This window comes from Mesorhizobium sp. 1B3 (assembly GCF_050958605.1).
Lineage (GTDB): Bacteria > Pseudomonadota > Alphaproteobacteria > Rhizobiales > Rhizobiaceae.
Window position 1 is genome coordinate 588746 of record NZ_JBJHDO010000001.1, and the last position, 26274, is coordinate 615019.

Sequence of the window (26274 nt, forward strand, 5' to 3'; positions counted from 1 at the left end):
CGCGCCAACGTCGCAAGCGGTCTACTGCAGGAGCTTCACCAGCAGAAGGCTGAAACCGGCGATAAAGAGAAACGCGGAAAGCGCAAGGATCAAAGGGCGGGGCCCACGTGACCGAATTTCGCTGATATCCGCCTGCAGGCCGAGCGCGGCGAGGCCGATCGAGAGTAGCAGCGTCGTGACGCCATTGATCCCGCTGCGGATCTCGGCCGGAAGGTCGATGATGCTGTTGAGCGCCGCGACCGCTACGAAGGCGATCACGAACCAGGGAAAAGGTGCCCGCGAGGTGCGCGCGCTGTTGCCGCGCCGGACGACGAAGCCGAGAGCGAGCAGCATCGGGGCGAGCATCGCGACCCTTGCCAACTTGGCGATCGTGCCGACTTCGCCCGATTGCGCGCCGTTTTGAAAGCTTGCGCCGATGACCTGGGCGACCTCATGGATCGCGGCTCCAGCCCACAGGCCGAAGCCCTGCTGGTCGAGATGGAAGATCGGCCCAAGGACTGGAAACAGCAGCATAGCGACGGTGCCGAAAAGCGTGATCGAAGCGACGGCATAGGCGACGTCTTCTTCGCGCGCGCCGGTCACCGCATTGGTCGCGACGATCGCGGAAGCCCCGCAGATCGACGTGCCGGCTGCGATGAGTCGCGCTAGCTCGCGGTCGACGCCGATCATTTTGCCCAGGAGCAAGGTGAACAGAAAGGTCGCGACGAGGGTGGAGGCCACGATCGCCAGTCCCGGGCCACCGATCGAGACGACCTGTCCGATGGTGAGTTGGAAACCGAGGAGGACGATGGCGAAACGAAGGAGGCTGCGTTGGGCGAAGCCGATGCCGGCCCTTGTTCTCGCGGAGTTGCCGACGACGTTGGAGAAGATCATTCCGACGATCACGGCGAGGATCATTGGGCTGAAGACACCAAGCCCCGGAAGCTCGCGGATGGAATAGGCAACTCCGGTGATCATCGCGGCGAGGACGATGCCCGGAGGAAGCGCGACGGGGCCGGTGGAAGCCACGACTGTTCGGGTGACGGGTTTTTGTGAAAGTTCGGCGGAGGGCGGCGGCAATTCGATACTCCAGGAATGTTTCATCTTGGAATGACATTCTCCTATTCGGGCTTCCAACGCATTTCTTGGCTTGAAACGTTCGGATTTGGCGAACGATTGTTCCGGCCCCTTAGCGCTGCGGTCTGGCCGGCGGCCAGGTGGCGGTAACGATTTTCGCTTGCCGGCCTGCTCATTGTTATGTTTGTATGAATATAACGATTGGTCGGCGCGCCGCCGAACCAGGGACGATTCGCCAGCGAGGGGAGCCCGATGTCTGGAAGGCGAGTTGCATTTCTTCTGGCAGCCGCGATAAGCGGTGCCACAATGTCGACCGTCCCGGCAGTCGGGGCTGACGGGAAACTCACCGTGTTCGCGGCCGCAAGCCTGAAGAACGCGCTCGATGCCGTCAATTCGGCCTGCGAGGCTGACGTCGGGGAGAAGGCGACGATTTCCTACGCGGCGAGTTCAGCGCTTGCCAAACAGATCGAGCAGGGAGCTCCTGCCGATATCTTCATGTCCGCCGATCTCGACTGGATGACGTATCTGTCGGACAAGGGTCTGACGAAGAAGGACACCGAAATCCAGCTTCTCGGCAACAGCATCGTGCTTGTCGCGCCCGCCGATTCGTCCACGGCCGCCGAGATCAAACCGAGTTTCGATCTCGCCGGCCTTCTTGGTGACGGCAGGCTCGCAATGGCTAATGTCGATTCCGTACCGGCGGGCAAATACGGCAAGGCCGCGCTGGAGAAGCTCGGCGTGTGGGGGGCGATCGAGGGCAAGGTCGCCCAGGCGGAGAATGTGCGCGCCGCACTTGCGCTCGTTTCCACCGGCGAGGCACCGCTCGGCATTGTCTACAAGACCGATGCGGCAGCCGACCCCAAGGTGAAGGTCGTCGCCGCCTTTCCGGCGGACACGCACCCGCCGATCGTTTACCCTGTAGCTCAGACAACCGAATCCGAGGACGACGACACCTCAGCTTTCCTCGAGTGCCTGCGCTCGGCCAAGGCCAAGGAACTGTTTGAGGCAGAGGGCTTCACTGTTCTCGCGCCGGTCGCATCGAACTGATACGGATGGTCACCGAGTGAGGAGGAAAGAGGGACCGTTTGACAGGCATGACATGGCTGGACCTCACGCCCGATGAGTGGACCGCGGTTCGGTTGTCCATCAAGGTCGCAAGTTGGGCGATGGTGGCGAGCCTGCCGCCCGGCATCCTGATCGCGCTGCTGCTGGCGCGCGGCAAATTCTGGGGCAAGTCGGTCCTTAACGGCATCGTGCACTTGCCACTGATCCTGCCGCCTGTCGTGACCGGTTACCTGCTGCTTCTTTCCTTCGGCCGGCGCGGACCGATCGGCGCCTTCCTCGCGGAGAATTTCGGGATCGTCTTTTCCTTCCGCTGGACGGGAGCTGCACTGGCCTGCGGCATCATGGGCTTTCCGCTCATGGTCCGTGCCATCCGCCTGTCGATCGAGGCTGTCGATCGCAAGCTCGAGGCGGCGGCCGGCACGCTGGGCGCCAACCCGCTTTGGGTGTTCGGAACGATAACGCTGCCGCTCATCCTTCCCGGCATCATTGCCGGCATGGTTCTTTCCTTCGCCAAGGCGATGGGAGAGTTCGGCGCCACGATCACCTTCGTCTCCAACATCCCTGGCGAAACACAGACCTTACCCTCGGCGATCTACACGTTCACCCAGGTTCCTGGCGGCGAGGCCGGCGCGCTACGGCTGACGCTCATCTCCATCGTCATTGCCATGATCGCGCTGGTCGCATCGGAAGTTCTGGCCCGCCGTGTCGGCCGCCGCATGGATGTCGAATGATGCTCGCGGTCGATGTCCGCCACCGGCTCGGCGCCTTCGAGCTTGACGCCGCCTTCGAGAGCGGCGGGCGGTTGACGGCGTTGTTCGGTCCCTCGGGTTCCGGAAAAACCTCGCTGGTGAATCTCGTCGGTGGGCTGACACGCCCGGACAAGGGCAGAATCGTCGCGGACGGCCGCGTCCTCGTTGACACCGGTACCAGGACTTTCGTGCCGAAGCATCGGCGCCGTATAGGCTACGTCTTTCAGGACGCCCGGCTATTCCCTCACATGACCGTCCGGCAGAACCTGGGCTTTGGGCGGTTCTTCACGCCGTCGGCCGAGCGTTATGCGGATATGGACGGGATCGTCGACCTGCTCGGCATCGCCCATCTTCTCGACCGCAAGCCGGCACTTTTGTCAGGCGGCGAGAAACAACGCGTTGCGATCGGCCGCGCTCTGGTCGCAAGCCCCAAGCTGATGCTGATGGACGAGCCGCTGGCTTCGCTCGACGAGGCGCGCAAGGCGGAGATCCTGCCCTACATCGAGCGCTTGCGTGACGAAACGAAGATACCGATCGTTTATGTCAGCCATTCCATGGCCGAGGTCGCCCGGCTTGCGACCGACATTGTGGTGCTGTCGGCCGGCAAGGTCGCGGCTTCCGGTCCCATGTCGGAAATCGTGCGGCGCCTGGACCTGTTGCCGGAAGAAGAGCGAGCCGAGGGCGGCGCTGTGCTCGAGATGAAAGTGGTGGCCCGGGACGAGTCCTTCGGGACGACCGTGCTTTCGTCGGAAGCCGGCGAGATCCGTGTGCCCGCGATCGGATTTGAGGTCGGACGGACGATCAGGGTGCGCATTCGAGCGCGCGACGTTTTGATCGCAACCGAGAGTCCGCGTGGCCTCAGCGCACTCAATATCCTCGCTGGCACCGTCGAGGAGATCAGCCCCGGAAGCGGCGCGCTCGCGGATGTGCGGATCGATTGCAACGGGCAGATGGTGGTTTCGCGCATCACCCGTCTGTCGGTTCACGAACTCGGACTGGTCGTCGGCAAGCCGGTCTTCGCGGTGGTCAAGTCGGTGAACTTCGATCGGGCAAGCGTTGCGCGATGAGAGCACCCTCTATATTTTCACGGACATAACGACATGCGGGCGCCGACTCTGATACAAGCACCTTGTCATTGCCTGGGAGCGAGAGAGACGTGCCATCCCTCAGCCTGCGGATCAATCTCGATCCGGACGGCCGCATCGGGCCGGGCAAGATAGAGCTTCTCGAGCAGATCGCCGCCTTCGGCTCGATCTCGGCCGCCGCGCGTCGCATGAACATGTCCTACAAGCATGCCTGGGATCTGGTGGAGGAGATGAACAAGCTGTTCGGCAAGCCCGTCGTCGCGGCCCAGACCGGGGGCAAGCGTGGCGGCGGCGCGCAACTCACCTCGGTCGGGCTAGCCGTGGTCGCGCGCTTTCGTGCCATCGAGCGTGCGGCGGCCTCCGCAGCGGAACAGCATATTCTTGCACTGCAGGCCGAAATCGAGGCAGCCTGAACTTCGACGGAACAGGATGCCGCGGGTGGCAAGGGAGGTTCCATTCCCTCCCTGCAGGTTGCCCTTTACGCTTCCGTTGTCATGCCGCCCGGGATCGCTGCAAGTCCGTGGTCACGGGGAGGGCGGTTTCGTCCTTGGTCTGGAACAGGATGGTCAAGGGCCCATCCTGTCCGGATTGAGGGTCTACCTGCCGGCACCATGCAACGACACACTGATGTTTGCGGTCCAGCGCTTCGGCAAGTTCGATAGCGCTTTCTTCCGTCTTTTGCTCCGCCGGACCGAACGACTGCACGAACTGGCCGTCGTTCCCCCAGTCGAAGGCCGCAACGACGATGAGTTTATGAAGTTCCGACATGCTGGGTAGTGACCGCAAATCGCTGTTAAGCCCAGTGTTCTCTTCGAATCATCGCGATCCAATTTGTGCAATGCATCAAATCATCGGTCCTGCGCTGTCGCAATCTTTTGGCCTCCTCGTTGCCGGTGTGAAGCAACCAACTTTTGAGCGGCTTGGAAACAGAGTGTGAGCCAGATCGCGCCGACCTCGGGTCCAGCCGGTCTCACCGAGTGGGCGCGGCACTCCCACACAAAGAAAAAGCGCCGTCGGGGAGGAGGTCGACGGCGCTTATCTGGCGTGGTGATCAGGGAGGAGGATTGATCACCACAACCGTGAGATAGGGGGTTCCCTGCGAATGCGCAATGGCTAGCCACCGGAATTTGCTGTGCAAAGTGTCGCAGCCGTGCCGGCCGGACAGGCGCCCGGCAAAAGAAAAAGCGCTGTCGGGGAGGAGGTCGACGGCGCTTCATCTGATGCGGCGACTTGGGAGGAGGAGTAGTCGCCGACGCCGCTCAGATAGGCGGTGACGTCGGTCGCTGCAATGCCGGAAACTGCATGGCTGCCCTGCAAGATCGTGGCCAGCGGAATACCCGCTTTTCAAAAGCCTCAAAAAGAAAAGCGCCGTCGTGGAGGTGCGACGGCGCTTCATGAGACGGCAGCCTGGGAGGAGGAGTGGCCGCCGACAACGGTTAGTTAGGCTCGCAGGGCCGGTGTCGCAATGGAGGAATCTGCATAGCTGCCTTGCGAGCGCCGTTGGGCGAAATTCCGCTGTTAAAACAAACGTTATTTGGGATCAATTCTACGGTGGGCGTTCAACGGTCATGTCGCAAAGAGGACAATCGCGCGGATAATATCTCCTAGCCGCCATCGATGAAAGCCGCGCAAAGAAAAAGCGCCGTCGGGGAGGAGGTCGACGGCGCTTCATCTAGCGTGGCGATTTGGGAGGAGGAGTAATCGCCAACGGCGCGTAGATAGGGCGGCCAGTCGTCAGCCGCAACCGCCGAAGCTGCATGCCTGCACTGCAATAATGCCGCAGGTGCGAATATGCGTACCCGCGGGACCGGATGCGATGTTGCAAAGCCCGCGGCGAGGCCTCAAATGGGCGGAAGTCGATGCATTCATGGCAGCCACCGATGCTGGCGAGGTCTGGTCAGGTTTCGAAAGCAGGAATGGCGCGCAGGCGCCCTGCGCGCTCTGGGACTCGGTGGAACGATGGTTGCGCCGCCTGAGCCTCCCCCGCGAAGCCGTCGCAGAAGGCTGAGGCCGAAGCCAGCCCCTGTGATGACGCCCGCAAGAGCCGCCGTCTATATCGGTGCGTCGTTGCTGCTGTCGCTGACCCAAGGGCTTGGCATGAACCTGGTGTCGGCGAACATTCCCCAGGTTCAGGGTTCGATCGGCGCCACGACCAACGAGGCGACGTGGCTGATGGCTGCCTATGTCGCGCCGAATGCAAGTCTGGCGCTGGTGCTCATCAAGGTCCGCAACCAGTACGGACTGCGCAATTTCGCCGAGCTCAGCATCCTGGGCTTCCTGCTCGTGTGCGCGATGCACCTGTTCGTGACCGATCTGAATTCCGCGCTCGTCGTGCGCTTCTTCAGCGGCATCGCGGCCGCGCCGATGTCGTCGCTCGCCTTCCTCTACATGCTGGAAGCCTTCCCTCAGGACAAGAGGCTGAGCTACGGCGTATCGCTGGCCATGACGAACACCTTGCTTGCCGCGCCCTTGGCGAGGCTGGTGTCGCCGCACCTGCTGGACATCGGTGAATGGGACGGGTTGTTCACCTTCGAGATGGCTTTGGCCTTGCTTTCCTTCGCCGCGATCTACCTGTTGCCGCTCAAGCCACAGCCGCGGATTCACGTCATCACCGGGTTGGATATCGTGTCCTATCTGCTGATCGCCGTCGGTTTCGGAGCCTTGGCCGTCGTGCTGACCCTCGGCCGGCTCTATTGGTGGTTCGAGGCGCCCTGGATCGGAATGATGCTTGCCGTCTCGATCGTCTGCGTGACCTTGGCGGTGGCGGTCGAGCTCAACCGGAAAAGCCCACTCCTCGACATACGGTGGCTTGCAAGTCGTGAGATCGTCCATTTCGCCGCGGCGTTGTTGACGTTTCGCATCGTGCTTTCGGAGCAAAGCTCGGTGGCCGCGAATTTCTTTCAGGCCCTCGGTCTGATGAATGATCAGTTGAGCATGCTCTACATGATCATGATCGTGGCGTCGCTTGCAGGCGGATTGATTTGCGCGGCCGTTCTGAAGCCGGGGCGGGAGCCGGCCCTCCACGCGGTGGCGCTTTGCCTCCTCGTCATGGGGTCATGGCTCGACAGCCAGGCGACCAATCTTACGCGGCCTCCGCAAATGTATGCCAGCCAGGCCATGATCGCCATGGCCGCGGCGCTCTTCTTGCCGCCGGCCATGGCGGCCGGCCTGGCGTCAGCTCTCAAGAGGGGCCCGAATTACATTCTTTCCTTCTTTGTCGTGTTTCTCGTCACCCAGAACATCGGTGCACTCCTCGGCTCCGCCGTGCTGCAGACTTTCGTGACGCTGCGCGAGAAGTTCCATTCCAACCTCCTGGTCGAACACATCACCCTTGCGGACCCGCTCGTCGTCCAACGCATCGGACAACTGTCGGGAGCCTATTCCGGCACGTTGACCGACAAGGCGCTGCTTCGTGCAGAAGGGCTGGCGATCCTCGGCAAGCGAGCAACCCAGGAGGCGACAATCCTGGCCTACAACGACGCGTTCCTGCTGGTCGCCGTTCTTTCTTTCCTGGCACTGGTCGCCCTGCTGCTGCATATGGCTGCTATGTGGTATTTCAGAACACCGGCCGAGCCGGCTTCCGCTTAGATTCCATGGCCATGCTGAAAGCTCTGAGATCCTCGGCAACCCTGGTGGCGCTCCTGGCCGGCCTGGCAGGGTTGCTCCTTATCCTCTACGCTTGGCGGCTGCCGCCGTTCTACGATCGTGTGCCGGTGACCGACAACGCCTATGTGCGCGGCTATGTGACCATCATCAGTCCGCAACTCAGCGGCTATGTTACCGAAGTGCCGGTGAGTGACTATCAGACCGTGAAAGCGGGAGATCTCCTCGTTCAACTCGACAGGCGGATCTACGAGCAGAAGCTCAAACAAGCCGAGGCAACGCTTGCGGCCCAGCGCGCGGCGCTGGCCAACTCCACGCAGCAGGAGCTGTCCGCCAAGGCGAGCATCGCCTCGAGCGAGGCCCAGCTCGAAAGTGCGGAGGCGGCATTGAAGCGGGCGCAGGCCGAGTGGGACCGCATCGAGCCGCTCCTCGACAAGGGCGTCGTGACGGAGAGCGCGGCGGACCAGTCCCGTACGAATGTTGCGCAGGCTCGTGCGGCGGTAAATCAGGCGCAGGCGGTGCTCGAGGTTTCTCGCCAGCAACTTGCGACGATCGTCGTCGGTCGCGGCTCGCTCGAGGCTGCGGTCGCCGGCGCGGAAGCCGCGGCGCATCTCGCCGAGATCGACGTGGAGAACACGCGCATTGTCGCGCCGCGCGACGGCCGGCTGGGCGAGGTGGGAGCCAGGGTCGGGCAATATGTTGCCGCGGGAACGCAATTGATGGCGATCGTGCCGCATGACGTCTGGGTCATCGCCAACTTCAAGGAGACGCAAGTCCACAATCTGCAGGTCGGCCAGGAGGTGAGCTTTACGGTCGATGCACTGCAGGGGCGCCGGATGCGCGGACGGATCGAACATTTCTCGCCGGCGGCCGGTTCGGAGTTCAGCGTCCTCAGGCCCGACAACGCCACAGGCAACTTCACCAAGATCGCGCAGCGGATCTCGGTCCGTATATCGATAGATCCGGATCAGGAAGGCGTCGACCGTCTGATCCCCGGCATGTCGGTGGTGGTGACCGCCGACGGGCCGTCCCCTCGGCAAAGCGAGGCAGGGCTGTGAGCCGCACCGGCCGCAGCGCCGCGGAGTTCCGCCATCATTCGTTCTGGGCACTGTTCGATGAACGCCATCCGGATGAGAGGGCTCGTCGCGCCCGTCGCGGACCGTGGTTCTGGCAACGCGGATTGCCCGCTTTCGAGGTCGTCATCACCATGTATGTCGCGCCCGAACAGAATGTCGTCGGTGTTTTCTTCGGCCGCAACGAAAGGCTTGGTGCAGTCCAGGTCGGCCAGCGCCTGGAGCCGTATCGCGCGGCTTTCGAAAACAGGCTGAGCCTCCGGCCGGAACAGAGCGCCGACGGCCTCGGCGTGAACTCGATCTGGCGGGTTAATTGTTATGCCGAAGACAATTGGCCTGCCATGGCCGATTGGCTCGTGACGGAAGCAACGCGCTTCGAACGTGCGGTCGCGGAGATCCTTGGAGCGGGACGTCAGGCGTAAGTCCACGACACGGGACCGCGGTCGGTGTCGTAAAGTGTCCTTCAGAACCTCGGCGGGCGCTCTTCCCCGTCCTCAAGTAGTGAAGAATTGGCAATGATCGACTGACAGCTTGGGCAGCGAGATGAGGATCTCCGAGAGGTGGTGGCGCATGGCCGCCTCGGCCGCCTCCGGCGTGCCGTGCTCGACAGCCTCGACGATCTCCTCGTGCTGGGCGATGATCGTCTCCAGCGGCGTTGCGTCGGGAAGGGAAAGATAACGTACGCGGTCCATCTGGGCCTTCAGTCCCTCCACGACCCGCCATGCCTCCTCGCAACGAGCGGCAGCCGCAAGCGCCTGGTGGAAGGCCTCGTCAAGCCGCAGGAAACCGACATTGTCGCCTTCGCGGGCGACCGCGCGCTGGTCGGCGATGATGCGCCTGAGGCCTAGGGTCTGCTCGGGGGCCGCCTCTGCGACCGCCTTGCGAATGACGGCAACCTCGATCGCCTCGCGCAGGAACCGCGCATTGCGGACTTCGCGCGCCGAAATCAGCCGGACGAAGGTTCCCCGTTGCGGCCTGATCTCAACCAACCCCACCTCGGCGAGCTTGATGAAGGCCTCGCGCACCGGCTGCCGCGAGACGCCTAGCTGGCGGCCGATATCCGCTTCCGACAGTGGATTGCCGGGGCGAAGCTGCAGTTGGACGATGGCTTGGCGCAGCGCCTCGAAGACGCGATTGCCGATGGTGGCCTGACGCATCCGTCGGCTGTCGTCGGGAAGAAGGGCGAGTTCGGGGTGCATGTTCATGTTGACAGTCATATACTACCATTCTAGCCTGCAAAAGGGTGGCTTCTACAAAATGTGCCGCCTTTCCAAGGGAGGAAATCATGAGGTTCGCCTCGCTCAAGGCACTACTCGCTGCCGGACTGGTCGCAGCAGCGCTGCCGGCCATGGCCGCGGACTACACGCTAAGCATCAATACGGCGCTGACCGTGGACGATCCGCTCTACAGAGGACTGGAGAGTTTCCGCGACGCGGTTGCCCAGCGCTCGGATGGCGCGATCGAAGTCAAGCTGTTCCCGAACTCGCAACTCGGTCCAGACGAGGACGTGCTGGAGCAGGCCCGAGCCGGTGCGCCCGTGGCCGTGGTGGTCGATGGCGGCCGCCTTGCCAATTTCGTCAATGAGCTTGGCGTGCTGGGCGCGCCTTATCTCGCGTCGGGCTACGATGGCATCCGCAAGGTGGTGACGTCGGACATGTTCGAGGAATGGGTCCGCAAGCTGCACGATACGTCCGGCCACCAGATCCTTTCCTTCAACTGGTGGCAGGGGGAGCGGCATCTCTGGACGGCCGGCCCGGTGCAAAAGCCTGCCGACCTCCAGGGAAATCGAATGCGGACGCCCGGCGCGCCGGTCTGGGTGGAGACTGTCACGGCGATGGGCGCCGTGCCGACGCCGATGCCCTATGCCGAGGTCTATTCCGCCCTCGAGCAGAAGGCGATCGATTCGGTCGAAGCGCAGCTTCCGGCAGGCTACGGCTCGAAGCTGTTCGAGGTGACGAAGTACTTGACCAAGACAGGCCACATCAACCTGATCACAGGCTTGGTGACGAGTGCTTCCTGGTTCGACTCCCTGCCGCAGGAGCTGCAGACGGTGCTGCGCGAAGAGGCCCTCAAGGCTGGCGACGTGGCATCCTATGGCACGCGCGACAAGCTGGCCGAGATCGAGGCGAAACTCAAGGAAGCGGGCATGACGATCGAGGAGATCGATGTCACCCCGTTCAAGGACGCGACGGCCGGCGTGTACGAAAAGCTCGGCTATGGCAGCTTGCGCGATTCCCTGCAGGCGATCGCCAAACAGTAAGCCGTAGCCGCAACCGGACAACGCGCGGAAGCGATCGAGATCGTTGCCGCGCTGCGGAGGATCTCGTCATGCTCAAGCGCCTCGCGCAAATCGAGCTTGCAATCTGCGTCGCCCTGCTCGCCGCCATCACCGGGCTCGTCTTCGTCGCGTCGATCATGCGCTTCTACGGCCGTCCGCTGATCTGGTCGGTGGACATGGCGCAACTCATGTTCATCTGGCTGTGCTTTCTCGGCGCGACGAAGGCCATGCGAGAGAAGTCACATCTCGGGATGGAGGTATTGGTCAAATATCTCGGCCATAGGCACCATCTGTGGCTCGAACTGGCCTGCTCGGCGCTCGTGCTTGCCTTCCTGGCGATACTCGCCGTCGAAGGATTCCACCTGACCCTGCTCAACCGCGAGCGCACTTTCGGCGACAGCACCCTCTCCTATGCATGGGTGACTGCAGCAGTTCCCGCAGGCTGCATCCTGCTTGGCGCCTCTCTCCTATACAACATGGTGGATGCCTGGCGCCGCCGCGGGCAGGGCGCGCTGGTCTACACCAGGACGGCGGCCGACAGGGCCGCGCCGCCTCCGCTGGAACTCTGACATGCTGCTGATTTCGATCGTCTTCGTCGTGCTGATGGTGGCGGGCATGCCGGTCGCCTTCGCGACCGGCATTGCCGGCTTCGTTTTCTTCGTGACCGATGCGGGCATGCCAATGTCGATCGGAGTCCAGAAGATCGCCACGATGAGCCAGAGTTTTCCGCTACTGGCCGTGCCTTTCTTCGTGCTGGCCGGCCACCTGATGAACGAGAGCGGCATAACGGCTCGTCTGCTCAAGGTGTCGTTGGTTGCGGTCGGCTGGATGTCGGGTGGCCTCGCTCAGGTCGCTATCGTGCTTTCCACGCTGATGGGCGGAGTGTCGGGGTCGGCCGTGGCCGACGCGGCCATGGAGGCACGCATTCTCGGCCCGGCGATGATCGCCAAGGGCTACGGGAAGGGCTACTCCGCCGCCGCGATTGCGGTAGGCTCGCTGATCACCGCGACCATCCCGCCGTCGATCGGACTTATCCTCTACGGCTATATCGGCAACGTCTCCATCGGCAGGCTGTTCCTGGCGGGCATCATTCCTGGTCTGTTGATGATGGTCGTGCTGATGATCACCGCTTATGGCATCGCCAAGCGGCGCGGCTATGTGGTGGCCGATACGGCCAAACCCACCTTCGGCGCGCTCGCCCTGGCGGCCTGGGATGCGAAGTGGGCGATCCTGTTCCCGATTGCCCTGGTGCTGGCCATTCGCGGCGGCGTGTTCACGCCGTCCGAAGTCGGCTCCTTCGCGGTCGTGTATGCCCTCGCGGTCGGGTTCCTCGCCCATCGCGAACTGACGCTGGAAAAGGTCTGGCGCGCCTTCGCGCACGCCTCCTCGGATGTAGGGCTGATCATGCTCATCATTCTGATGAGCGGCATGGTCGGCTTCGCCACCATCTACCTGCAAGTGCCGCAACATCTTGCCGACTGGATGCTGGCCGGCATCACCGACCCCAATATGATCGTGCTCGCCATCCTTCTTTTCCTGCTTATCGCCGGACTGGCGCTCGACAGCACGGTCATGGTGCTGTTGCTGACGCCGATCTTCGTGCCCATCGTCGTCAGCGTCGGCATGGACCCGGTGCATTTCGGCATCTTGATGATGAGCATCGTCACCCTGGGCGGCATGACATGGCCGAGCGGTTCGGCCATGTTTGCCGTCTGCGCGCTGATGGATGTCACGATCGAGGAATATTCGGTGGAATCACTTCCCTTCCTCGCAGCCATCTGTGCTCTGATCGCGCTACTTGTCTTCTTCCCCGGCGTGGTGCTGTGGCTGCCCAACCTGGCCTTTGGATGAGAAATCAGGCCTGAGAGGCAGGGATCACCCCGTCGTCCAGGGGCTTGGCAACCATCCTCAAGTCGCACTTTATCCATGCTTTATGACGGCAAGGAGACTTTTGTCTCGTTGCGGGTTCAGTTTTCGGGAAGCATGCGCTAAACAATACCCCTCGTCTGGTAAGGAATCCTTTCGCGCACGTCGAGTGCGCTATGTTGGATTCGTATTTTGAGGAAACGGAATCGAGACGTTGAAAAATATTACATACGACGAAACTGGAAAGATTAACCTGAACGATGTTTACAACAATACAGACCCGATTGGTTATTATTCAACGTTATCTAGACTGGATTACAGAATTCCACAGGAAGCAAAGCCCAAATTTCAAAGCCTCATCGAGGCGCGACGTAGCGCCGTCGAATCCAATTCGACCAAGGTAGTCGACCTCGGCTGCTCCTATGGAGTGAACGGCGCGCTCCTCAAGCACGGGCTTTCAATCGACGAACTTTACGGGCTTTACGGAGAGACGGACTTCGACGATGTCGAGAAACTCCTCGAGCGAGATCGCGAACTCTATGCTGAACCGGTGGATGCTGCGCTCGAAATGGTCGGCGTCGATCTGGCTGACCGTGCGATATCCTATGCCGTCGACGTAGGCATGCTCGACGCCGGAATTGCAACCAATCTCGAGAAGAAAGAGCCGACACCGCAAGACGTTGCGACCATCGAAAACACCGATCTCATTATTTCGACCGGGTGCGTCGGTTATGTCACGGAGAAGTCCCTCGAGCGGCTCCTGGAACCGAGTCTCGACAGCCGCCCTTGGATGGCGCATTTCGTGCTGCGCATGTTCGATTTCGGAGCTTCGGAAGAAATGCTGAGCCGGCACGGTTATGTCACCGAGAAAGTGGAAGGCCTGTTTCGGCAGCGGCGCTTTGCATCGTCCACGGAGCGGCAGCATGTGCTCGACAATCTCGACCGCCTGGCAATCGACGCCACCGACGCGGAGGAAACCGGTTGGTATCTTGCCGAATTGCATGTCGCGCGGCCAGAAGAGGTGGCGAAATCGATGCCGCTTGCAGACGTTCTGGGGCCAAGCCGAGCCTGAACTATTTGATCGATGCGGTTCCTTCGGTGCAGCCAGCTATTATCTGGCCATCTTTTCCCGGGTGGTTGCTGCTGATCTGATAATGTGATGGATGCCGCCGGCCGGCCAGGTCGGCCTCCATTCGATCCTCGGCGCCCAAGCTGCCGTTGGATCGGCGCCTCCAGGAACAAAATCCCATAGCTGGAGTTTGAGGGCCGGCGGGCTTACCCGCACCCCGTCCCCTCTTGATGCCCGCCTACCCGGAACTTCGGCTCGGCTACTGCCGAGCCATTTTTTTGCGGTGCGCTCATCGGCGAAAGACTGCGTCGGCGAGCGTGATGCTGCCAGCCCCGACGCCCGGCAAGCGGCGAACTCGTCACCCGGAACGGCCGGAGGAGCGCGCCGATTGGCTTTTCGAAGCCATATTCGTGCTCATTTCCCACGGAGACGCCGTGGCGTTTGGTTGACAACCGATTCCGCATCGCCTATCCCACTTTCTGCATTCTGGATTATATAGAATGTGGAATGGGAGAGAGACGGCCTCGCGGGGATTCTGCTCGAGGTCACGAAGGAGGACTGCATGGTAAAATTCGACGCAGCGATATCGCGGCGCGCCTTGATGGCGGCCGCATCAGCTCTGATGATCTCCGGGGCAGCCGCGTATGCGCAAGACAACGGGCTCGGGACGCCGGACCAGCCGGTCGAGGTGCGGATGATCGCCAATGAGGCGTTTGCCAATCAATGGCAGACCCTGATGGTGCCCGAGTTCAACAAGTACTACCCCAACATCAAGGTCACGATCGACGGCGTGCCGTATGTCGAATTGCTTGCCAAGAGCATGCTCGACGCCACTGGCCCGTCCCCGACCTATGACATCATTATCGCCGATGACCCGTGGGTGCCGCAATTGGCCGAGGTCGGAGCTCTTCTTGACCTGAAGAGCGCCGAAGTCGCGGGATGGACGGATGCTGGTTACGATTGGGCCGACTTCAACGCTGCGCCGTTGGCCGCGGGGGAATGGAAGGGCGCGCAATATGGTGTGCCGCTGCGCTCGAACATGCTGATGATGTTCGTGAACAAGGCCCTCTACGAGAAGGCTGGGGTACCGGTTCCGACGCCGGATCTCACCTGGGATCAGTATCTCGAACAGGCGCCGAAGCTTGTCCAGGACACCAACGGCGATGGCAAGGTCGACGCATGGGCGGTCGATACCTACTTCGTTCGCGAGCCGCTGACGCCGACCATCTGGCAGACGATCATGAACTCGAATGGCGGCCGCCTGCTCGACGACAATGGCAAGCCCGCTTTCAACGGTGAGGCCGGTGTCGCCGCGCTCGAAACGCACAAGAAGCTTCTGGAATTCGCGCCGACCGGCGCCGTCAGTCACGGCTTTTCGGAATCGATCCAAGCCTTCCGGCAGGGCCTCGTTGCCACCATGTTCAACTGGGGCAGTGTCTATAAAGGCTCTGCGATCGACGCGAAGACCACGACGCTGAAGCCCGAGCAGGTCGGCATGCAGGTCATGCCCGTCGGCTCCACCGGTGCGGGCGCCCATCGCGGCATTTGGAGCGGGACGGTGTCCGCCAAAAGCGAGAACCAGCAGGCCGCCTGGACGGTGATCCAGTGGCTGAGTTCGAAAGAGGGTGAGGCATGGCATGCCGCCAATCTGGGCGTATTCCCGGCGCGCAAGTCCACACTCGCTTCCACTCCCGCGGAGCCTTGGCTGAAGCCTGTGTTCACCGCCCTTCAGCAGGCCTATGACGCGGCCGAGAAGGGCCAGATGTGGCGTATCCGCCATCCGCGCTCCGATGCCGCTCAGCAGATCCTGGCCGACGAGATCGCGCGTGCCATGGCGGGGCAGGTGAGTGCTGCCGAGGCGCTCAACGTCGCCGCCGAGAAGATCGAGAAGGTCCTCGACTGAGGCGTCGCTCGGGGAGGGCATCGCGATGACGATGACGGCAGGCAAGGGGAGCGGGAGGAGCCTTCGCGCGGGAGCGAAACTGGCGGATGCAGTCTCGCGCTGGGCGTTCATGGCGCCTGCGGCAATCATCCTGGCCGCGATGCTCGCCTACCCGATCTTCTACACCATCGAGATCAGCTTCTCCCGCTTCGACCTCATGACCTTCAGTGCGGTGGAATGGGTGGGCTGGGACAACTACGTCCATGTGCTCGAGGACTACCGCTTCTGGTCCTCGATGAAGGTGACACTGATCTACCTCGTCTTCGCGCTGCCCTTGCAGATCGTTCTCGGCTTCGGCATCGCCTTCCTCATCAATGCCGAATGGCGCGGGCGCGGGGCCGTGCGCGCGCTGTTCATCATACCGATGGTTGTGGCGCCTGTCGTGGCGGGCGGTATCTGGCGCATGATCCTCGATCCGCTCTGGGGTATCATGAACTGGTTCATCGGCCTGTTCGGCTTCCAGGCGCTCGATTGGTTCGGTGATCCCAATCTTGCAATGGCCGCGATCGTCATCATCGACACCTGGCGATGGACACCCTTCGTGGTTCTCATCGCGACCGCCGCGCTGCTCGCTCTCCCGCGCGACATCTTCGAGGCGGCCGAGATCGACGGTGCCAATTGGTGGTCGGTGCTGTGGTCCATCACCTTGCCCCTGCTCCTGCCGATCATCGCGGCGACATTCGTCGTGCGCTGGCTGGGTGCTGTGAAGATGTTCGACATCGCCCTGGCCGCGACCTATGGCGGACCCGGCGGCGCAACCAACGTCATCAACCTCTTCATCTACGAGGAAGCGTTCCGATCGCTGCGCTTTGCCGAATCCGCTGCCATGGCCGTCATCGTGCTCGTCCTGACGATGGTGCTCACCGGCGTCTTTCTGCGCGGCACCCGCAAGCTGGAGGAACTCCATTGAGCGCGACCGCCGTCCTGCCTCCGCTGCGCCGCAAGTCGAAATTCGGCAAGCGCATGCGCATCGCTGCCGGTGTCTTCGCCTGCCTGGTGTTCCTGTTTCCGGTCTTCTGGATGGTGCTGAGCTCGTTCAAGGACCAGCGGGACATCTTCACCATGCCGCCGACGCTGTTCTTCACCCCCACGCTCGAAACCTATCTGAACTACATGCAGCGCGCCGACATCAACCGGCGCCTGATCAACACGATCATCGTGGCGGCCGGTTCGGGAGCGCTTTCGATCGCGGCGGGCGCGATGGCCGGTTATGCGCTGGCGCGTATCAAGCTGCGGGGAGCTGCGACGATCGGCGTGCTGATCCTGCTTTCCCGCGGTGTTCCGCCCATCGCGCTGGCGGTACCGATGTTCCTCGTGGCGCGTTCCCTGGGTGTCACCGACAAGCACATCACGCTTATCCTGGCCTACTGCACCTTTCTCATCCCTTATGTGATGTGGCTGATGCGGGGTTTCTTTCTGGCGCTGCCGAAGGAATTGGAAGAGTCCGCCATGATCGACGGCTGCAGCCGGTTTGGTGCCTTCTTCAAGATCATCTTGCCGATCTCGCTGCCAGGCCTGCTCTCCACATTGATCTTCAGCATGATCCTGGCCTGGGAGGAGTTGCTCTTCGCCCTGGTGCTGACCAATCGCAACGCCTCCACCATCCCGGTCGCCATCGCCGGCATCGCCGGCGACACCGTGAACGGCGCGAATTGGGGCGCTCTTACGGCTGTCGGAACGATCACGGTCATTCCAGTGGTGGTCTTCGCTCTGTTGGTCCAGAAATGGCTCATTCAGGGGCTGGCCGACGGCGCAACAAAGGGATGAAGATCATGGCAGTTCACCAAGATGGTTCGAGGCAGGCAGTCTGATGTCGCAGCCCCCCATCTTTCTTTCCAAAGCCGACATCGCGCGGCGCCATATCGAGGGCCTGATCCTGTCGAGGACGGTGAAGCCCGGCGATCGCATTACGACGCGCGAGGTCTCCGAAGCACTCGGCATCAGCGAGACGCCGATCCGAGAGGCGATCCGAAGCCTCGCCGCCGAGGGCTGGCTCGATGTGCAGACGCATGTCGGCGCGGTCGTGGCCAGCGCAGGGAGCGAACAGTTCCGCGAAATCTACGCCTTGCGCGGGCTCATTGGAGCGCTCGCGATCGAACTCGGCGCGTCGAGCCACGGAGCCAAGCGTCTCGACGAGATCGATGCCAACCTGGCTGCGTCCGCCGAGGCGGTCGCGGCGCAGGACATCCAGAGCTACACGCAGCTCAATCACGAGTTCCATATCCTGCTTTACGACACGCCGCATTCGCAGTGGTCGCTACGCATGCTCGTCAGTCTCAGCGCGCTGACCTCGGGACATTACGGCTTTACCGCCATGCCGCAGCGCATGGCCGAATCACTGAAGGAGCATCAGGCGATCCGCGACGCGATCCGTGCCGGCCAATTCGACCTGGCTGCTTCACTGGTCAAGCAGCATGAGCGAACGGCCTATGAGACGCTTGCCGGCACGCTGGCGTCCGGAGAGCCCTCTCGAGCTGAGAGCGCCGTCTGACCGCACCGTAACTGAATGGCGCCTGCCGGCTTCGCGTCCCGAAACCGGCAGGCAGACAAGGGAGAGGCTTCGAAGGAATGAGCACGGTTGGCATCAGGGATGTCCGCAAATCCTACGGACAGATCGAAGTGATCCACGGTGTTTCCGTAGACATCGACGACGGGGAGTTCGTGGCGCTTGTCGGCCCATCGGGATGCGGCAAGTCGACCCTTCTGCGCATGGTGGCCGGCCTCGAGGAAATCTCGGACGGGGAGATCGCCATCGGCAGCCGCGTCGTCAACGACGTGGCGCCGAAGGATCGCGACATCGCCATGGTGTTCCAGAATTACGCGCTCTATCCCCACATGAACGTGCGCGAGAATATGGGATTTGCGTTGCGCCAGCGCCGCGCGCCGCGTGCCGAGATCGAGACCCGCGTCAAGGAGGCTGCGCGCATACTCGGCCTTGAGCAGTTGCTGGAGCGGAAGCCGCGCGCCCTTTCGGGTGGCCAGCGCCAGCGCGTCGCCATGGGGCGCGCCATCGTGCGCAACCCGAACGTGTTCCTGTTCGACGAGCCACTGTCGAACCTCGATGCGAAGCTGCGCGTGCAGATGCGTTCGGAACTGAAGGAACTTCACCAGCGGCTGGGGGTGACGACGATCTACGTCACGCACGACCAGATCGAAGCCATGACGCTTGCCGACCGCGTCGTCGTCATGAATGGCGGCGTGGTCGAGCAGATGGGGCCGCCGCTCGAGCTTTACGACAAGCCGCGGAGCCTGTTCGTTGCGGCCTTCATCGGCTCGCCTCCGATGAACTTCGTGGAAGGGTTGGTTGACGATGCCGGACGCTTGATAGCGGACGACGGCCTCGCCCTGCCGCTGCCAGTCGCGCCGGGCGGCAATGATCGGATAACGATCGGCTTTCGCCCCGAGCACCTGCATCTTGCGGACACGGGCTGGCCGGCTGTCGTTTCGGTCGTGGAACCGACGGGCTCGGAAACGCAGATTACCGCGCGGATGGGCGGGCACATCGTCCGCGTCCTCGTCAGGGGACGGACCGAGGTGAAGCCGGGTGAGACGATCTGCCTGACCGTCAGACCGAACGACCTCCATATTTTCGATACCCGCACCGGCAAGCGGCGGGACCCGGCCTGATCGGACGCCTCCGAGCAATGGCAGCGGCCCTGCCAGATTCGCGCCGAACTTCGTAAACAGGAGAGATCGCATTGCTTGAACTGCGCCAGTTCTACATCGGCGGCCGTTGGGTTGCCGCCCGGTCGGAACACGAGCATACGCTCGTCGATGCCTCCACGGAGGAACCGTTCGGCGTCGTCTCGCTCGGTAGCGATGCGGATGTGGATGCCGCGGTGGCTGCCGCCTCGAAGGCCTTTCCATCCTGGTCGATGACCCCGCCGGAGGAGCGCGCCTCGGCCGTCGAGCGCATGCGAAGCATCCACCTGGAGCGGATGGAAGACATGGCGCAGGCGATCTCGCGCGAGATGGGCGCGCCGATCGACTTGGCGCGCCAGGCCCAGGCCGGCGCGGGACCCCGCCACATGGCGAACTATCTGGCTGCCATGCAGTCCTTCGAGTTCGTCAGACCGCTGGGGGCGCATGCGCCCAACGACCGGATCGCGCTCGAACCGGTTGGGGTGGCCGCGCTGATCACGCCTTGGAACTGGCCCATCAGCCAAATCACCCTGAAGGTCGCCGCGGCCTTGCTCGCGGGCTGCACCGTCGTGCTCAAGCCGTCCGAGATGGCGCCGCTCTCGGCGGCCGTCTTTGCCGAGATCGTCGATGCGGCGGGCATTCCTCACGGCGTCTTCAATCTCGTTCATGGCAACGGTGCGGGAGCCGGGCAACGGCTCGTCACGCACCCCGACGTGGACATGGTGAGCTTTACAGGATCGACGCGCGCCGGCATCGCCATCACCAAGGCGGCGGCCGACAGCCTGAAGCGCGTCGGGCTGGAATTGGGCGGCAAGGGCGCGAACATCGTTTTCGCCGATGCCGACGACAAGGCCGTCGAGCGAGGCGTTCGACAATGCTTCGTCAACAGCGGCCAGAATTGCAACGCTCCCTCGCGGATGCTCGTCCAACGCTCGATCTATGAACGCTCGGTGGAGACGGCGGCGCAGGTCGCGGGGTCGATCCCGGTCGGGGCTCCTGGAGTCTCCGGGCCGCATATCGGGCCGGTTGTTTCCGCAGCCCAGTTCGAACGGATCCAGGGCCTGATCGAGAAAGGCACCGCCGAAGGCGCGCGGCTCGTCGCGGGCGGGCCCGGACGCCCTGCCGGTTTCAACCGCGGCTATTTCGTCCAGCCGACCGTATTCGCGGACGTGTCGAACGACATGGCGATCGCAAGGGAGGAAATCTTCGGACCGGTCCTGTCCATCATTCCCTTCGACGACGAGGACGAGGCGATCTCGATCGCCAACGACACTCCATATGGCCTCACCAACTACGTTCAGAGCCAGGATGGAGCTCGCCGCAACCGCCTCGCGCGCAGGCTGCGCTCGGGCATGGTCGAGATGAACGGGCAGCCACGCGGCGCCGGTTCACCCTTCGGCGGGGTAAAGGCCTCGGGCCGTGCACGCGAAGGCGGTCGGTTGGGCATCGAGGAATTCCTCGATGTCAAGTCGATCTCCGGATGGGGATAGCCTCAAGACATCCATTGCACACGGCAACCATTCGAACCGGCCGCCTTCGAACGTGCGGCAAAAGCGGACAGACCCTTAGATAGCCTGGGAAAGACAATGAGAAACAAAGCCATCGTAGCCGAAGTGAAGACGCTGTCCTGCAGCAATTCCTTCCGCAACTATCATTTCCTCAAGATCACCACCGAGGAGGGCATCGTCGGCTGGAGCGAGTATGACGAGAATTTCGGTTCGCCCGGCGTCACCGCGGTCATCAACCAGATCAGCCACAGAATCATCGGGCAGAGCGCAATGCTGCATGAGCATATCCGCGAGGATTTGCGCAACGTTACGCGGCCCGCGTTCGGAGGCGTTGTCGGCCAGGCGCTGGGCGCCATCGAGAACGCGCTGCTCGATGCGAAGGCGAAGGCGCTCGACGTGCCGTGCCATGTGCTGCTCGGCGGCAAGGTTCGCGACAAGATCCGCGTCTACTGGTCCCACTGCGTGGCCTATCGCATGCGCACCGAGCACTTCTCGCCCGGGATCGTCGACGTGGAGGGCGTGCGCCAGATCGCCAGGGATGTCGGGGAGGCCGGATATACCGCGCTCAAGACCAACATTTTCCATTATGACGAGAACGACCGCATCGAGGCCTGGGCACCTGGCTTCGGCCGCCCGCACGAGCCGGCGCGCAACGTCGAGCGCCACACGCTCAAGAACCTGCGCAGGCATCTGGAGATCATGCGCGAGGCGGCCGGTCCCGACATCGACATCCTGCTCGACTTGAACTTCAACGCCCGCACCGAAGGCTTTCTCAAGATCCTGCGCGAAACGCGTGATCTCGATCTCTTCTGGATCGAGCTCGACACGCTCGACCCCAAGGCGCTGGCTTACATCCGCGCCAACAGCCCGCACCCCATCTCATCCTGCGAGACGTTGATCGGCCTGCAGCAGTTCCTGCCCTATTTCGAGAATCAGTCGATCGACGTCGCCATCATCGACACCCCGTGGAACGGCGTCTGGCAATCGCTTAAGATCGCCGCCGCGGCGGAAGCCTACGAGGTCAATGTCGCCCCGCACAATTTCTACGGCCATCTCTGCACGATGATGAACGCGCATTTCAGCGCCGTCGTACCCAACATGCGCATCATGGAGACCGACATCGACCGCATTTCCTGGGACACGGAAGTGTTCAGCCATGTGCCGGAATACAAGGACGGCTATCTCATCCTTCCCGACCGCCCGGGCTGGGGCACCGAGCCGGTGGAGGCGGCGCTGGCGAAATATCCGCCGCTCAAATCGACGGGGATGATCAACCGGACCCAGACCCCGCGGCTCGCCGTCTGAGCATCGAGCCCACAGACGTGACGATCGCATGAAAGGCGCCTTTCCAATGAACGAGCCCGTCGATGTCCTGATCATCGGCGGCGGAGCCTCAGGGGCGGCCGTCGCGTGGAGCCTTGCCGACACGCGAATGCGCATCCTGTGCCTCGAGCAAGGCGACTGGCCGAATTCCTCCAAATACCCGGCCACGGGCCGCGATTGGGAGGGCAGGCAGTCGGAAGATTACGCAATCAGCCCGAACAGGCGCGGGCTGGCGGCGGACTATCCCATCAACGACGACGACTCGCCGATCAAGATCGCCAATTTCAACGGCGTGGGCGGCGGGACGGTGCTGTATGCAGGCCATTTCCCGAGAATGCACCCATCGGATTTCCGGGTGCGCTCGCTCGACGGCGTGGCGGACGACTGGCCGATCGACTATCGGACCCTGGAGCCCTTCTACGCGCTGAACGACCGGATGATGGGAGTGGCCAGCCTGGCGGGTGACCCCGCCTATCCGCCGAAGGAGGCGGTGATGCCTCCGCTGCCGCTGGGGCGAACCGGCGAAATGATGGGCCGCGCGATGAACGAGCTCGGCTGGCACTGGTGGCCATCCGACAGCGCGATCACGTCGCGGGAATATGATGGTCGGGCACCCTGCATCAATCTGGGGCATTGCGGCCATGGTTGCGCCCAGGGAGCCAAGGCTAGCACCGATATCACCTACTGGCAGGAGGCATTGCGCAGTCGCGTCGAGCTGCGCACCAACTGCCGCGTCAGCCGCATCGAGACGAACGAAGACAGGATGGCGACGGGCGCCTGGTACTTCGGCCCCGACGGCCAGGAAGTCTTCCAGCCGGCCGAGATCGTCATCATGGCCTGCAACGGAATCGGGACGCCCCGTATCCTGCTCAACTCCGCTTCCGAGCAGTTTCCGAACGGGCTGGCGAACTCCAGCGGGCAGGTCGGGCGAAACCTGATGTTCCATCCCTACGCGCTGGTGCGCGGGCGGTTCAATGAGCCGCTCGACGGCTATCGCGGCTCGCGGGTGTTCATGTGGAGCATGGAGTTTTACGAAACCGACGCCACGCGTGGGTTCGTGCGCGGCTATTGCTACCAGTTCACGCGGGGCTTCGGGCCGGTCATGACCGCCATAAACGGCATGGCGGATGGGCTCGTGCCGTGGGGTGACGGACACCATGCCGCCTTCCGAAGCCTTTTCGACCATCAGGCGGGAATGGTGTCCATCTGCGAGGATCTGCCGGAGGAGATCAACCGCGTCACGCTCGATCCGCACTTGAAGGATGGCAACGGGATTCCTGCGCCGAAGATCACATATCGGATCGGCGAGAACACGCAGCGCATGCTCGACCACTCCGTGGCCCGCGGCACGGAAATCCTGCGGACCGCCGGCGCCGACGACATCGTCACGCGTTCGCCTTTGCCTTATGCAGGCTGGCATCTCCTGGGCACGGCTCGCATGGGCACGGACCCGAAACGCTCCGTAGTCAATGAGTGGGGCCGCGCCCACGATGTGAAGAACCTGTTCATCGTCGACGGCAGCGTGTTCGTCACGTCGGGCGGCGTCAACCCGACATCGACCATCCAGGCGACGGCGCTCTACATCGCCGACCAGATCAAGACCCGTATCCATGACCTCTTCGACTGATTCGCAGATTTCCGGCCGGCCCGAAGCTGAAGAGCCCGCAGGCCTGTCTCCTCCCGAGATCGATTGCCTCCGTTGCATTGCCGGGCACATGATTCCTGCGAGCGACGAGTTCGCGGTTCCCGGTGCGGACGACGAGGCGATCATCGAAGACATGGTGCAATCGATCGGACGCGACAGGGAGGAGTTGCGCCGCACGCTGCGCGCGGTGGCGGACGCAGCCGGTCGCCCACTCGAAAGTCTCGCTATCGCCGACCAAACCGAACTCCTGGCGAGGTTGCGCGCATCCCGCCCCGGAGGGCTGTCCGTGGTCGAAGCCGTCGTGTCGCGTTCCTATTACCGCGACGAGCGGGTGCTCCGTTCCATTGGAGTTGAGCCACGCCCACCATTTCCCGGAGGGTATTCCGTCGAGCAAGGCGACTGGTCTTTGCTGGACCCGGTTCGCAACCGCCCTGCGATGTACCGCGACGCAAGCTGAGCATGAGTGCAGCTTGGCGGCTTTCTTTCGCAAATAAAAAAAGCCCGCTGCCGGGAGGAGGTGGCAGCGGGCTCTGAACTCAAATGCCGCGCGGGAGGAGGTGCGCCGCATTCGGTGCGTCGGCATCGCATCTGGGAGGAGTAGATGGCCGACGCATATGGACATACCAAGATCGAAGTGATTCCGCAACGCACAAAAAATTTATCGCGCTGCAAAAAAATGCGGTGTGGCCGACAGCGAATGTGACGAGGCGGTTCGATCTTTTTGCGCCCGGCGAGGGGTGGCTTGATCACTGAGTTGTTCTCACTCTGCACATTTCGTGACAATGCCGGGAACGCATCTATCGAGTCCGGCGTTTGATCACGAGCAGGTCGTTGAGGAGTTCCCTCGGTGGATTACCAGTTCGATAAGCCCGTCTCAGTGATCATAGGGACGGCCATGTACGTTGTTTCAGGCACGCGCGAGGCCGCTGAACTGCTGGCCTCAAAGTGGCCGTCCATGGTCGGAGGTTTTGGCCGCGATGCAGCTAAGCAAGCGCTGCTGCAATGCATGGATCACAAGCGAAATCCCAGGCTGATCAAAAAGGCGCGGGAAGCGTTCATCGCGGCCGCGGCCGAAGCGGATATGCTCACATACGATCGTTCGCTCTGACATGGCGAGGTCGTGAGCCATTCAGAGCAGGGAGGTTCGTTATACCGGTTACGCGCGTTCATCCTCATCCTTCTCTGCGGGCAGATCATCGCGGTGTGGAGGACGTTCGCCAGCCGATGGAGCAGGGCTGATTATCGTGAGCTCCGGCGAGGGTGGATCTTCAGGGCTCCGAGTGTTGTTGCCGCTCTAGCTTCGCCAACATTTCCCCTGGGCTGGCAGCTCCTTGGGAATGGATTGTAATGAGGCGGCGGCCAGCGGCGTACCATTCTGCCGTTTCGGGTTTGATCCCTTGCTTTCGGCAGTAATCCTCAAGAACCGCTGTCAGGAGGGCCAGTTGGCCGGGGTCCGTGATCCCAGTGAGTGGCATGTGTTCTTCCTTGTTCTTGGCCGGCCGAACCATACCGCGTTCAGCGACCATTTCCAGCGAAGGAGTCGCTCCATGATGCGCTTTTAATAGCCGGCGCAAGAGAGCGCGATCTGTCTGAGGCCGATTGAGGGCAACAAATTTTATTTCTTCCGATACTTCAAAATAGCAAATGTAAGTGCGGTTCTTACGAAAGATTGTCACCCTGCATCCCAGTTGATGATGTGCCCGTGAGATGACAGGCGGGAAATTCGTCATCTTCTTTTGGGCCGGCCAAGAGCTTCTCCTGGCCGGTTCTTTTTGAATCGCCAGAAGCGAATAATCTGCGTGCTCAAGTCACCACACTGCGAAGAGACGACCCTCTACAGCGCGTCCTATAGCGCGTCGCATATGAAGATCTACGGGACGCGCTGTCGTTCTTGAACTGGCGCATGTCGTCCCTTGAAACCATGCACATTTCGGGAGATTTGCTTAGAAGAGAGCTAAACCGGGCACTCGGATCTTCGTTCGGTTTGCCGTTTCAACTCGACTTGAGGGCCAATTTCCCCCTCCTTGTACTGTTCGACCCGTTGCAGGGCTTATGGCGATCGGCCGTCCTCAAGTGGGCCTTCAAGCGAGGGCAGGGAAAGCTAGGCCATCTGGCCATGCCCTTCAGATCTTCCACGCGGCTCTTGAGGACGATGATTTCGTTCAGGAAGAAAGTGGTTGGCTGGGGAACCTGGATTCGAACCAGGACTAACGGAGTCAGAGTCCGCTGGTCTACCGTTAACCTATTCCCCAGCAAGCGGCTGATGCCGCGCCGCGGCGGTCATGTCGACGCGCGGCCTGCGTATCGCGCAGGCCCTCAAAATAGTCAACCCCGCTTGCGCATTCAACCGTCGAGAAAATGGAGGGTGGG

At 62.3% G+C, this 26274-nt stretch carries 25 protein-coding genes and 1 tRNA gene; 21 read left to right on the top strand and 5 right to left on the bottom strand.

All coding sequences use genetic code 11. From position 1 onward, the window contains the following. Positions 1-21: 21 nt before the first annotated feature. Positions 22-1083, bottom strand: coding sequence for a YeiH family protein (locus tag ACCO56_RS02745; RefSeq protein WP_433637374.1), 1062 nt, complete (start codon positions 1081-1083; stop codon positions 22-24). 279 nt (positions 1084-1362) lie between these two features. Here ACCO56_RS02745 and modA point away from each other — a divergent pair, with 279 nt between their 5' ends. The 4 genes from modA to ACCO56_RS02765 all read left to right on the top strand — a co-directional run bounded on the left by modA (position 1363) and on the right by ACCO56_RS02765 (position 4368). After that, the gene (modA, locus tag ACCO56_RS02750) at positions 1363-2103 is read left to right on the top strand and encodes a molybdate ABC transporter substrate-binding protein (protein WP_433637376.1); all 741 of its coding nucleotides are present in this window, start codon (positions 1363-1365) and stop codon (positions 2101-2103) included. Between the two features lie 47 nt (positions 2104-2150). Next, the gene (gene modB / locus ACCO56_RS02755; RefSeq protein ID WP_433638316.1) at positions 2151-2852 is read left to right on the top strand and encodes a molybdate ABC transporter permease subunit; all 702 of its coding nucleotides are present in this window, start codon (positions 2151-2153) and stop codon (positions 2850-2852) included. Further along, positions 2849-3937, top strand: coding sequence for a molybdenum ABC transporter ATP-binding protein (modC, locus tag ACCO56_RS02760; RefSeq protein WP_433637379.1), 1089 nt, complete (start codon positions 2849-2851; stop codon positions 3935-3937). Before modB ends, modC begins: the two co-directional genes overlap by 4 nt. A gap of 89 nt (positions 3938-4026) precedes the next feature. Continuing rightward, the gene (locus tag ACCO56_RS02765) at positions 4027-4368 is read left to right on the top strand and encodes a winged helix-turn-helix domain-containing protein (RefSeq protein ID WP_433637381.1); all 342 of its coding nucleotides are present in this window, start codon (positions 4027-4029) and stop codon (positions 4366-4368) included. 79 nt (positions 4369-4447) lie between these two features. Here the strand turns inward: ACCO56_RS02765 and ACCO56_RS02770 are convergent, their stop codons facing one another. After that, the gene (locus ACCO56_RS02770) at positions 4448-4723 is read right to left on the bottom strand and encodes a hypothetical protein (RefSeq protein ID WP_433637382.1); all 276 of its coding nucleotides are present in this window, start codon (positions 4721-4723) and stop codon (positions 4448-4450) included. Between the two features lie 1260 nt (positions 4724-5983). Here ACCO56_RS02770 and ACCO56_RS02775 point away from each other — a divergent pair. From ACCO56_RS02775 to ACCO56_RS02785, 3 genes are read left to right on the top strand one after another with little or no spacing between them, the layout of a single operon-like run. Continuing rightward, a complete protein-coding gene (locus ACCO56_RS02775) occupies positions 5984-7543 on the top strand; it encodes an MFS transporter (RefSeq protein ID WP_433637384.1) in 1560 nt (519 codons plus the stop codon). An 11-nt stretch (positions 7544-7554) separates the two neighbouring features. After that, the gene (locus tag ACCO56_RS02780; RefSeq protein WP_433637385.1) at positions 7555-8616 is read left to right on the top strand and encodes an HlyD family secretion protein; all 1062 of its coding nucleotides are present in this window, start codon (positions 7555-7557) and stop codon (positions 8614-8616) included. Next, positions 8613-9053: a hypothetical protein gene (locus ACCO56_RS02785; RefSeq protein WP_433637387.1), complete on the top strand. Its 441-nt coding sequence runs from the start codon at positions 8613-8615 to the stop codon at positions 9051-9053. Before ACCO56_RS02780 ends, ACCO56_RS02785 begins: the two co-directional genes overlap by 4 nt. Positions 9054-9125: 72 nt before the next feature. On the opposite strand, the gene ACCO56_RS02790 is transcribed toward ACCO56_RS02785, so the two are convergent. After that, positions 9126-9848, bottom strand: coding sequence for a GntR family transcriptional regulator (locus tag ACCO56_RS02790; RefSeq protein ID WP_433637389.1), 723 nt, complete (start codon positions 9846-9848; stop codon positions 9126-9128). A gap of 68 nt (positions 9849-9916) precedes the next feature. Here ACCO56_RS02790 and ACCO56_RS02795 point away from each other — a divergent pair, with 68 nt between their 5' ends. The 14 genes from ACCO56_RS02795 to ACCO56_RS02860 all read left to right on the top strand — a co-directional run bounded on the left by ACCO56_RS02795 (position 9917) and on the right by ACCO56_RS02860 (position 25012). Next, a complete protein-coding gene (locus ACCO56_RS02795) occupies positions 9917-10891 on the top strand; it encodes a C4-dicarboxylate TRAP transporter substrate-binding protein (protein WP_433637391.1) in 975 nt (324 codons plus the stop codon). A gap of 68 nt (positions 10892-10959) precedes the next feature. Further along, entirely contained in the window at positions 10960-11478 is a 519-nt protein-coding gene (locus ACCO56_RS02800) for a TRAP transporter small permease (protein ID WP_433637392.1), read from the top strand. A 1-nt stretch (position 11479) separates the two neighbouring features. Next, positions 11480-12760: a TRAP transporter large permease gene (locus ACCO56_RS02805; RefSeq protein ID WP_433637394.1), complete on the top strand. Its 1281-nt coding sequence runs from the start codon at positions 11480-11482 to the stop codon at positions 12758-12760. A 442-nt stretch (positions 12761-13202) separates the two neighbouring features. Then, a complete protein-coding gene (locus tag ACCO56_RS02810) occupies positions 13203-13847 on the top strand; it encodes a hypothetical protein (protein WP_433637395.1) in 645 nt (214 codons plus the stop codon). A 559-nt stretch (positions 13848-14406) separates the two neighbouring features. Then, positions 14407-15747, top strand: a complete 1341-nt coding sequence (locus ACCO56_RS02815) for an ABC transporter substrate-binding protein (protein ID WP_433637397.1) — start codon at positions 14407-14409, stop codon at positions 15745-15747. A gap of 25 nt (positions 15748-15772) precedes the next feature. Then, positions 15773-16696 carry a carbohydrate ABC transporter permease gene (locus ACCO56_RS02820; protein WP_433637398.1) on the top strand — a complete coding sequence of 308 codons (924 nt, stop codon included), beginning with the start codon at positions 15773-15775 and terminating at the stop codon, positions 16694-16696. Beyond that, a complete protein-coding gene (locus ACCO56_RS02825) occupies positions 16693-17553 on the top strand; it encodes a carbohydrate ABC transporter permease (protein WP_433637400.1) in 861 nt (286 codons plus the stop codon). Before ACCO56_RS02820 ends, ACCO56_RS02825 begins: the two co-directional genes overlap by 4 nt. Positions 17554-17596: 43 nt before the next feature. Then, positions 17597-18277, top strand: coding sequence for a GntR family transcriptional regulator (locus ACCO56_RS02830; RefSeq protein WP_433637402.1), 681 nt, complete (start codon positions 17597-17599; stop codon positions 18275-18277). 77 nt (positions 18278-18354) lie between these two features. After that, complete coding sequence (locus tag ACCO56_RS02835; RefSeq protein ID WP_433637404.1) at positions 18355-19413, top strand: ABC transporter ATP-binding protein; 1059 nt, start codon at positions 18355-18357, stop codon at positions 19411-19413. 71 nt (positions 19414-19484) lie between these two features. Next, positions 19485-20918 carry an aldehyde dehydrogenase family protein gene (locus ACCO56_RS02840; protein WP_433637405.1) on the top strand — a complete coding sequence of 478 codons (1434 nt, stop codon included), beginning with the start codon at positions 19485-19487 and terminating at the stop codon, positions 20916-20918. 96 nt (positions 20919-21014) lie between these two features. After that, complete coding sequence (locus tag ACCO56_RS02845) at positions 21015-22241, top strand: mandelate racemase/muconate lactonizing enzyme family protein (RefSeq protein ID WP_433637408.1); 1227 nt, start codon at positions 21015-21017, stop codon at positions 22239-22241. Positions 22242-22287: 46 nt separating this feature from the next. Then, the gene (locus ACCO56_RS02850) at positions 22288-23886 is read left to right on the top strand and encodes a GMC family oxidoreductase (RefSeq protein WP_433637410.1); all 1599 of its coding nucleotides are present in this window, start codon (positions 22288-22290) and stop codon (positions 23884-23886) included. A gap of 88 nt (positions 23887-23974) precedes the next feature. Next, the gene (locus ACCO56_RS02855; protein WP_433637413.1) at positions 23975-24361 is read left to right on the top strand and encodes a hypothetical protein; all 387 of its coding nucleotides are present in this window, start codon (positions 23975-23977) and stop codon (positions 24359-24361) included. 390 nt (positions 24362-24751) lie between these two features. Then, complete coding sequence (locus ACCO56_RS02860; RefSeq protein ID WP_433637415.1) at positions 24752-25012, top strand: DUF982 domain-containing protein; 261 nt, start codon at positions 24752-24754, stop codon at positions 25010-25012. A gap of 160 nt (positions 25013-25172) precedes the next feature. On the opposite strand, the gene ACCO56_RS02865 is transcribed toward ACCO56_RS02860, so the two are convergent. Together ACCO56_RS02865 and ACCO56_RS02870 are read right to left on the bottom strand one after the other, a co-directional pair. Then, positions 25173-25580: a hypothetical protein gene (locus ACCO56_RS02865; RefSeq protein ID WP_433637418.1), complete on the bottom strand. Its 408-nt coding sequence runs from the start codon at positions 25578-25580 to the stop codon at positions 25173-25175. Between the two features lie 502 nt (positions 25581-26082). Beyond that, positions 26083-26156, bottom strand: a tRNA-Gln gene (locus tag ACCO56_RS02870). Positions 26157-26274 lie beyond the last annotated feature (118 nt).

Bases quoted from the DNA above. Each gene is read 5' to 3' on its own strand.
- modB (WP_433638316.1), top strand. From the start codon at position 2,151: ATGACATGGCTGGACCTCACGCCCGATGAGTGGACCGCGGTTCGGTTG.
- ACCO56_RS02820 (WP_433637398.1), top strand. From the start codon at position 15,773: ATGACGATGACGGCAGGCAAGGGGAGCGGGAGGAGCCTTCGCGCGGGA.
- ACCO56_RS02850 (WP_433637410.1), top strand. From the start codon at position 22,288: ATGAACGAGCCCGTCGATGTCCTGATCATCGGCGGCGGAGCCTCAGGG.
- ACCO56_RS02795 (WP_433637391.1), top strand. From the start codon at position 9,917: ATGAGGTTCGCCTCGCTCAAGGCACTACTCGCTGCCGGACTGGTCGCA.
- modA (WP_433637376.1), top strand. From the start codon at position 1,363: ATGTCGACCGTCCCGGCAGTCGGGGCTGACGGGAAACTCACCGTGTTC.
- ACCO56_RS02830 (WP_433637402.1), top strand. From the start codon at position 17,597: ATGTCGCAGCCCCCCATCTTTCTTTCCAAAGCCGACATCGCGCGGCGC.
- ACCO56_RS02790 (WP_433637389.1), bottom strand. From the start codon at position 9,848: ATGACTGTCAACATGAACATGCACCCCGAACTCGCCCTTCTTCCCGAC.
- ACCO56_RS02815 (WP_433637397.1), top strand. From the start codon at position 14,407: ATGGTAAAATTCGACGCAGCGATATCGCGGCGCGCCTTGATGGCGGCC.
- ACCO56_RS02780 (WP_433637385.1), top strand. From the start codon at position 7,555: ATGCTGAAAGCTCTGAGATCCTCGGCAACCCTGGTGGCGCTCCTGGCC.
- ACCO56_RS02770 (WP_433637382.1), bottom strand. From the start codon at position 4,723: ATGTCGGAACTTCATAAACTCATCGTCGTTGCGGCCTTCGACTGGGGG.
- ACCO56_RS02855 (WP_433637413.1), top strand. From the start codon at position 23,975: ATGATTCCTGCGAGCGACGAGTTCGCGGTTCCCGGTGCGGACGACGAG.
- ACCO56_RS02835 (WP_433637404.1), top strand. From the start codon at position 18,355: ATGAGCACGGTTGGCATCAGGGATGTCCGCAAATCCTACGGACAGATC.
- ACCO56_RS02845 (WP_433637408.1), top strand. From the start codon at position 21,015: ATGAGAAACAAAGCCATCGTAGCCGAAGTGAAGACGCTGTCCTGCAGC.
- ACCO56_RS02775 (WP_433637384.1), top strand. From the start codon at position 5,984: ATGACGCCCGCAAGAGCCGCCGTCTATATCGGTGCGTCGTTGCTGCTG.
- ACCO56_RS02800 (WP_433637392.1), top strand. From the start codon at position 10,960: ATGCTCAAGCGCCTCGCGCAAATCGAGCTTGCAATCTGCGTCGCCCTG.
- ACCO56_RS02805 (WP_433637394.1), top strand. From the start codon at position 11,480: ATGCTGCTGATTTCGATCGTCTTCGTCGTGCTGATGGTGGCGGGCATG.
- modC (WP_433637379.1), top strand. From the start codon at position 2,849: ATGATGCTCGCGGTCGATGTCCGCCACCGGCTCGGCGCCTTCGAGCTT.
- ACCO56_RS02745 (WP_433637374.1), bottom strand. From the start codon at position 1,083: ATGAAACATTCCTGGAGTATCGAATTGCCGCCGCCCTCCGCCGAACTT.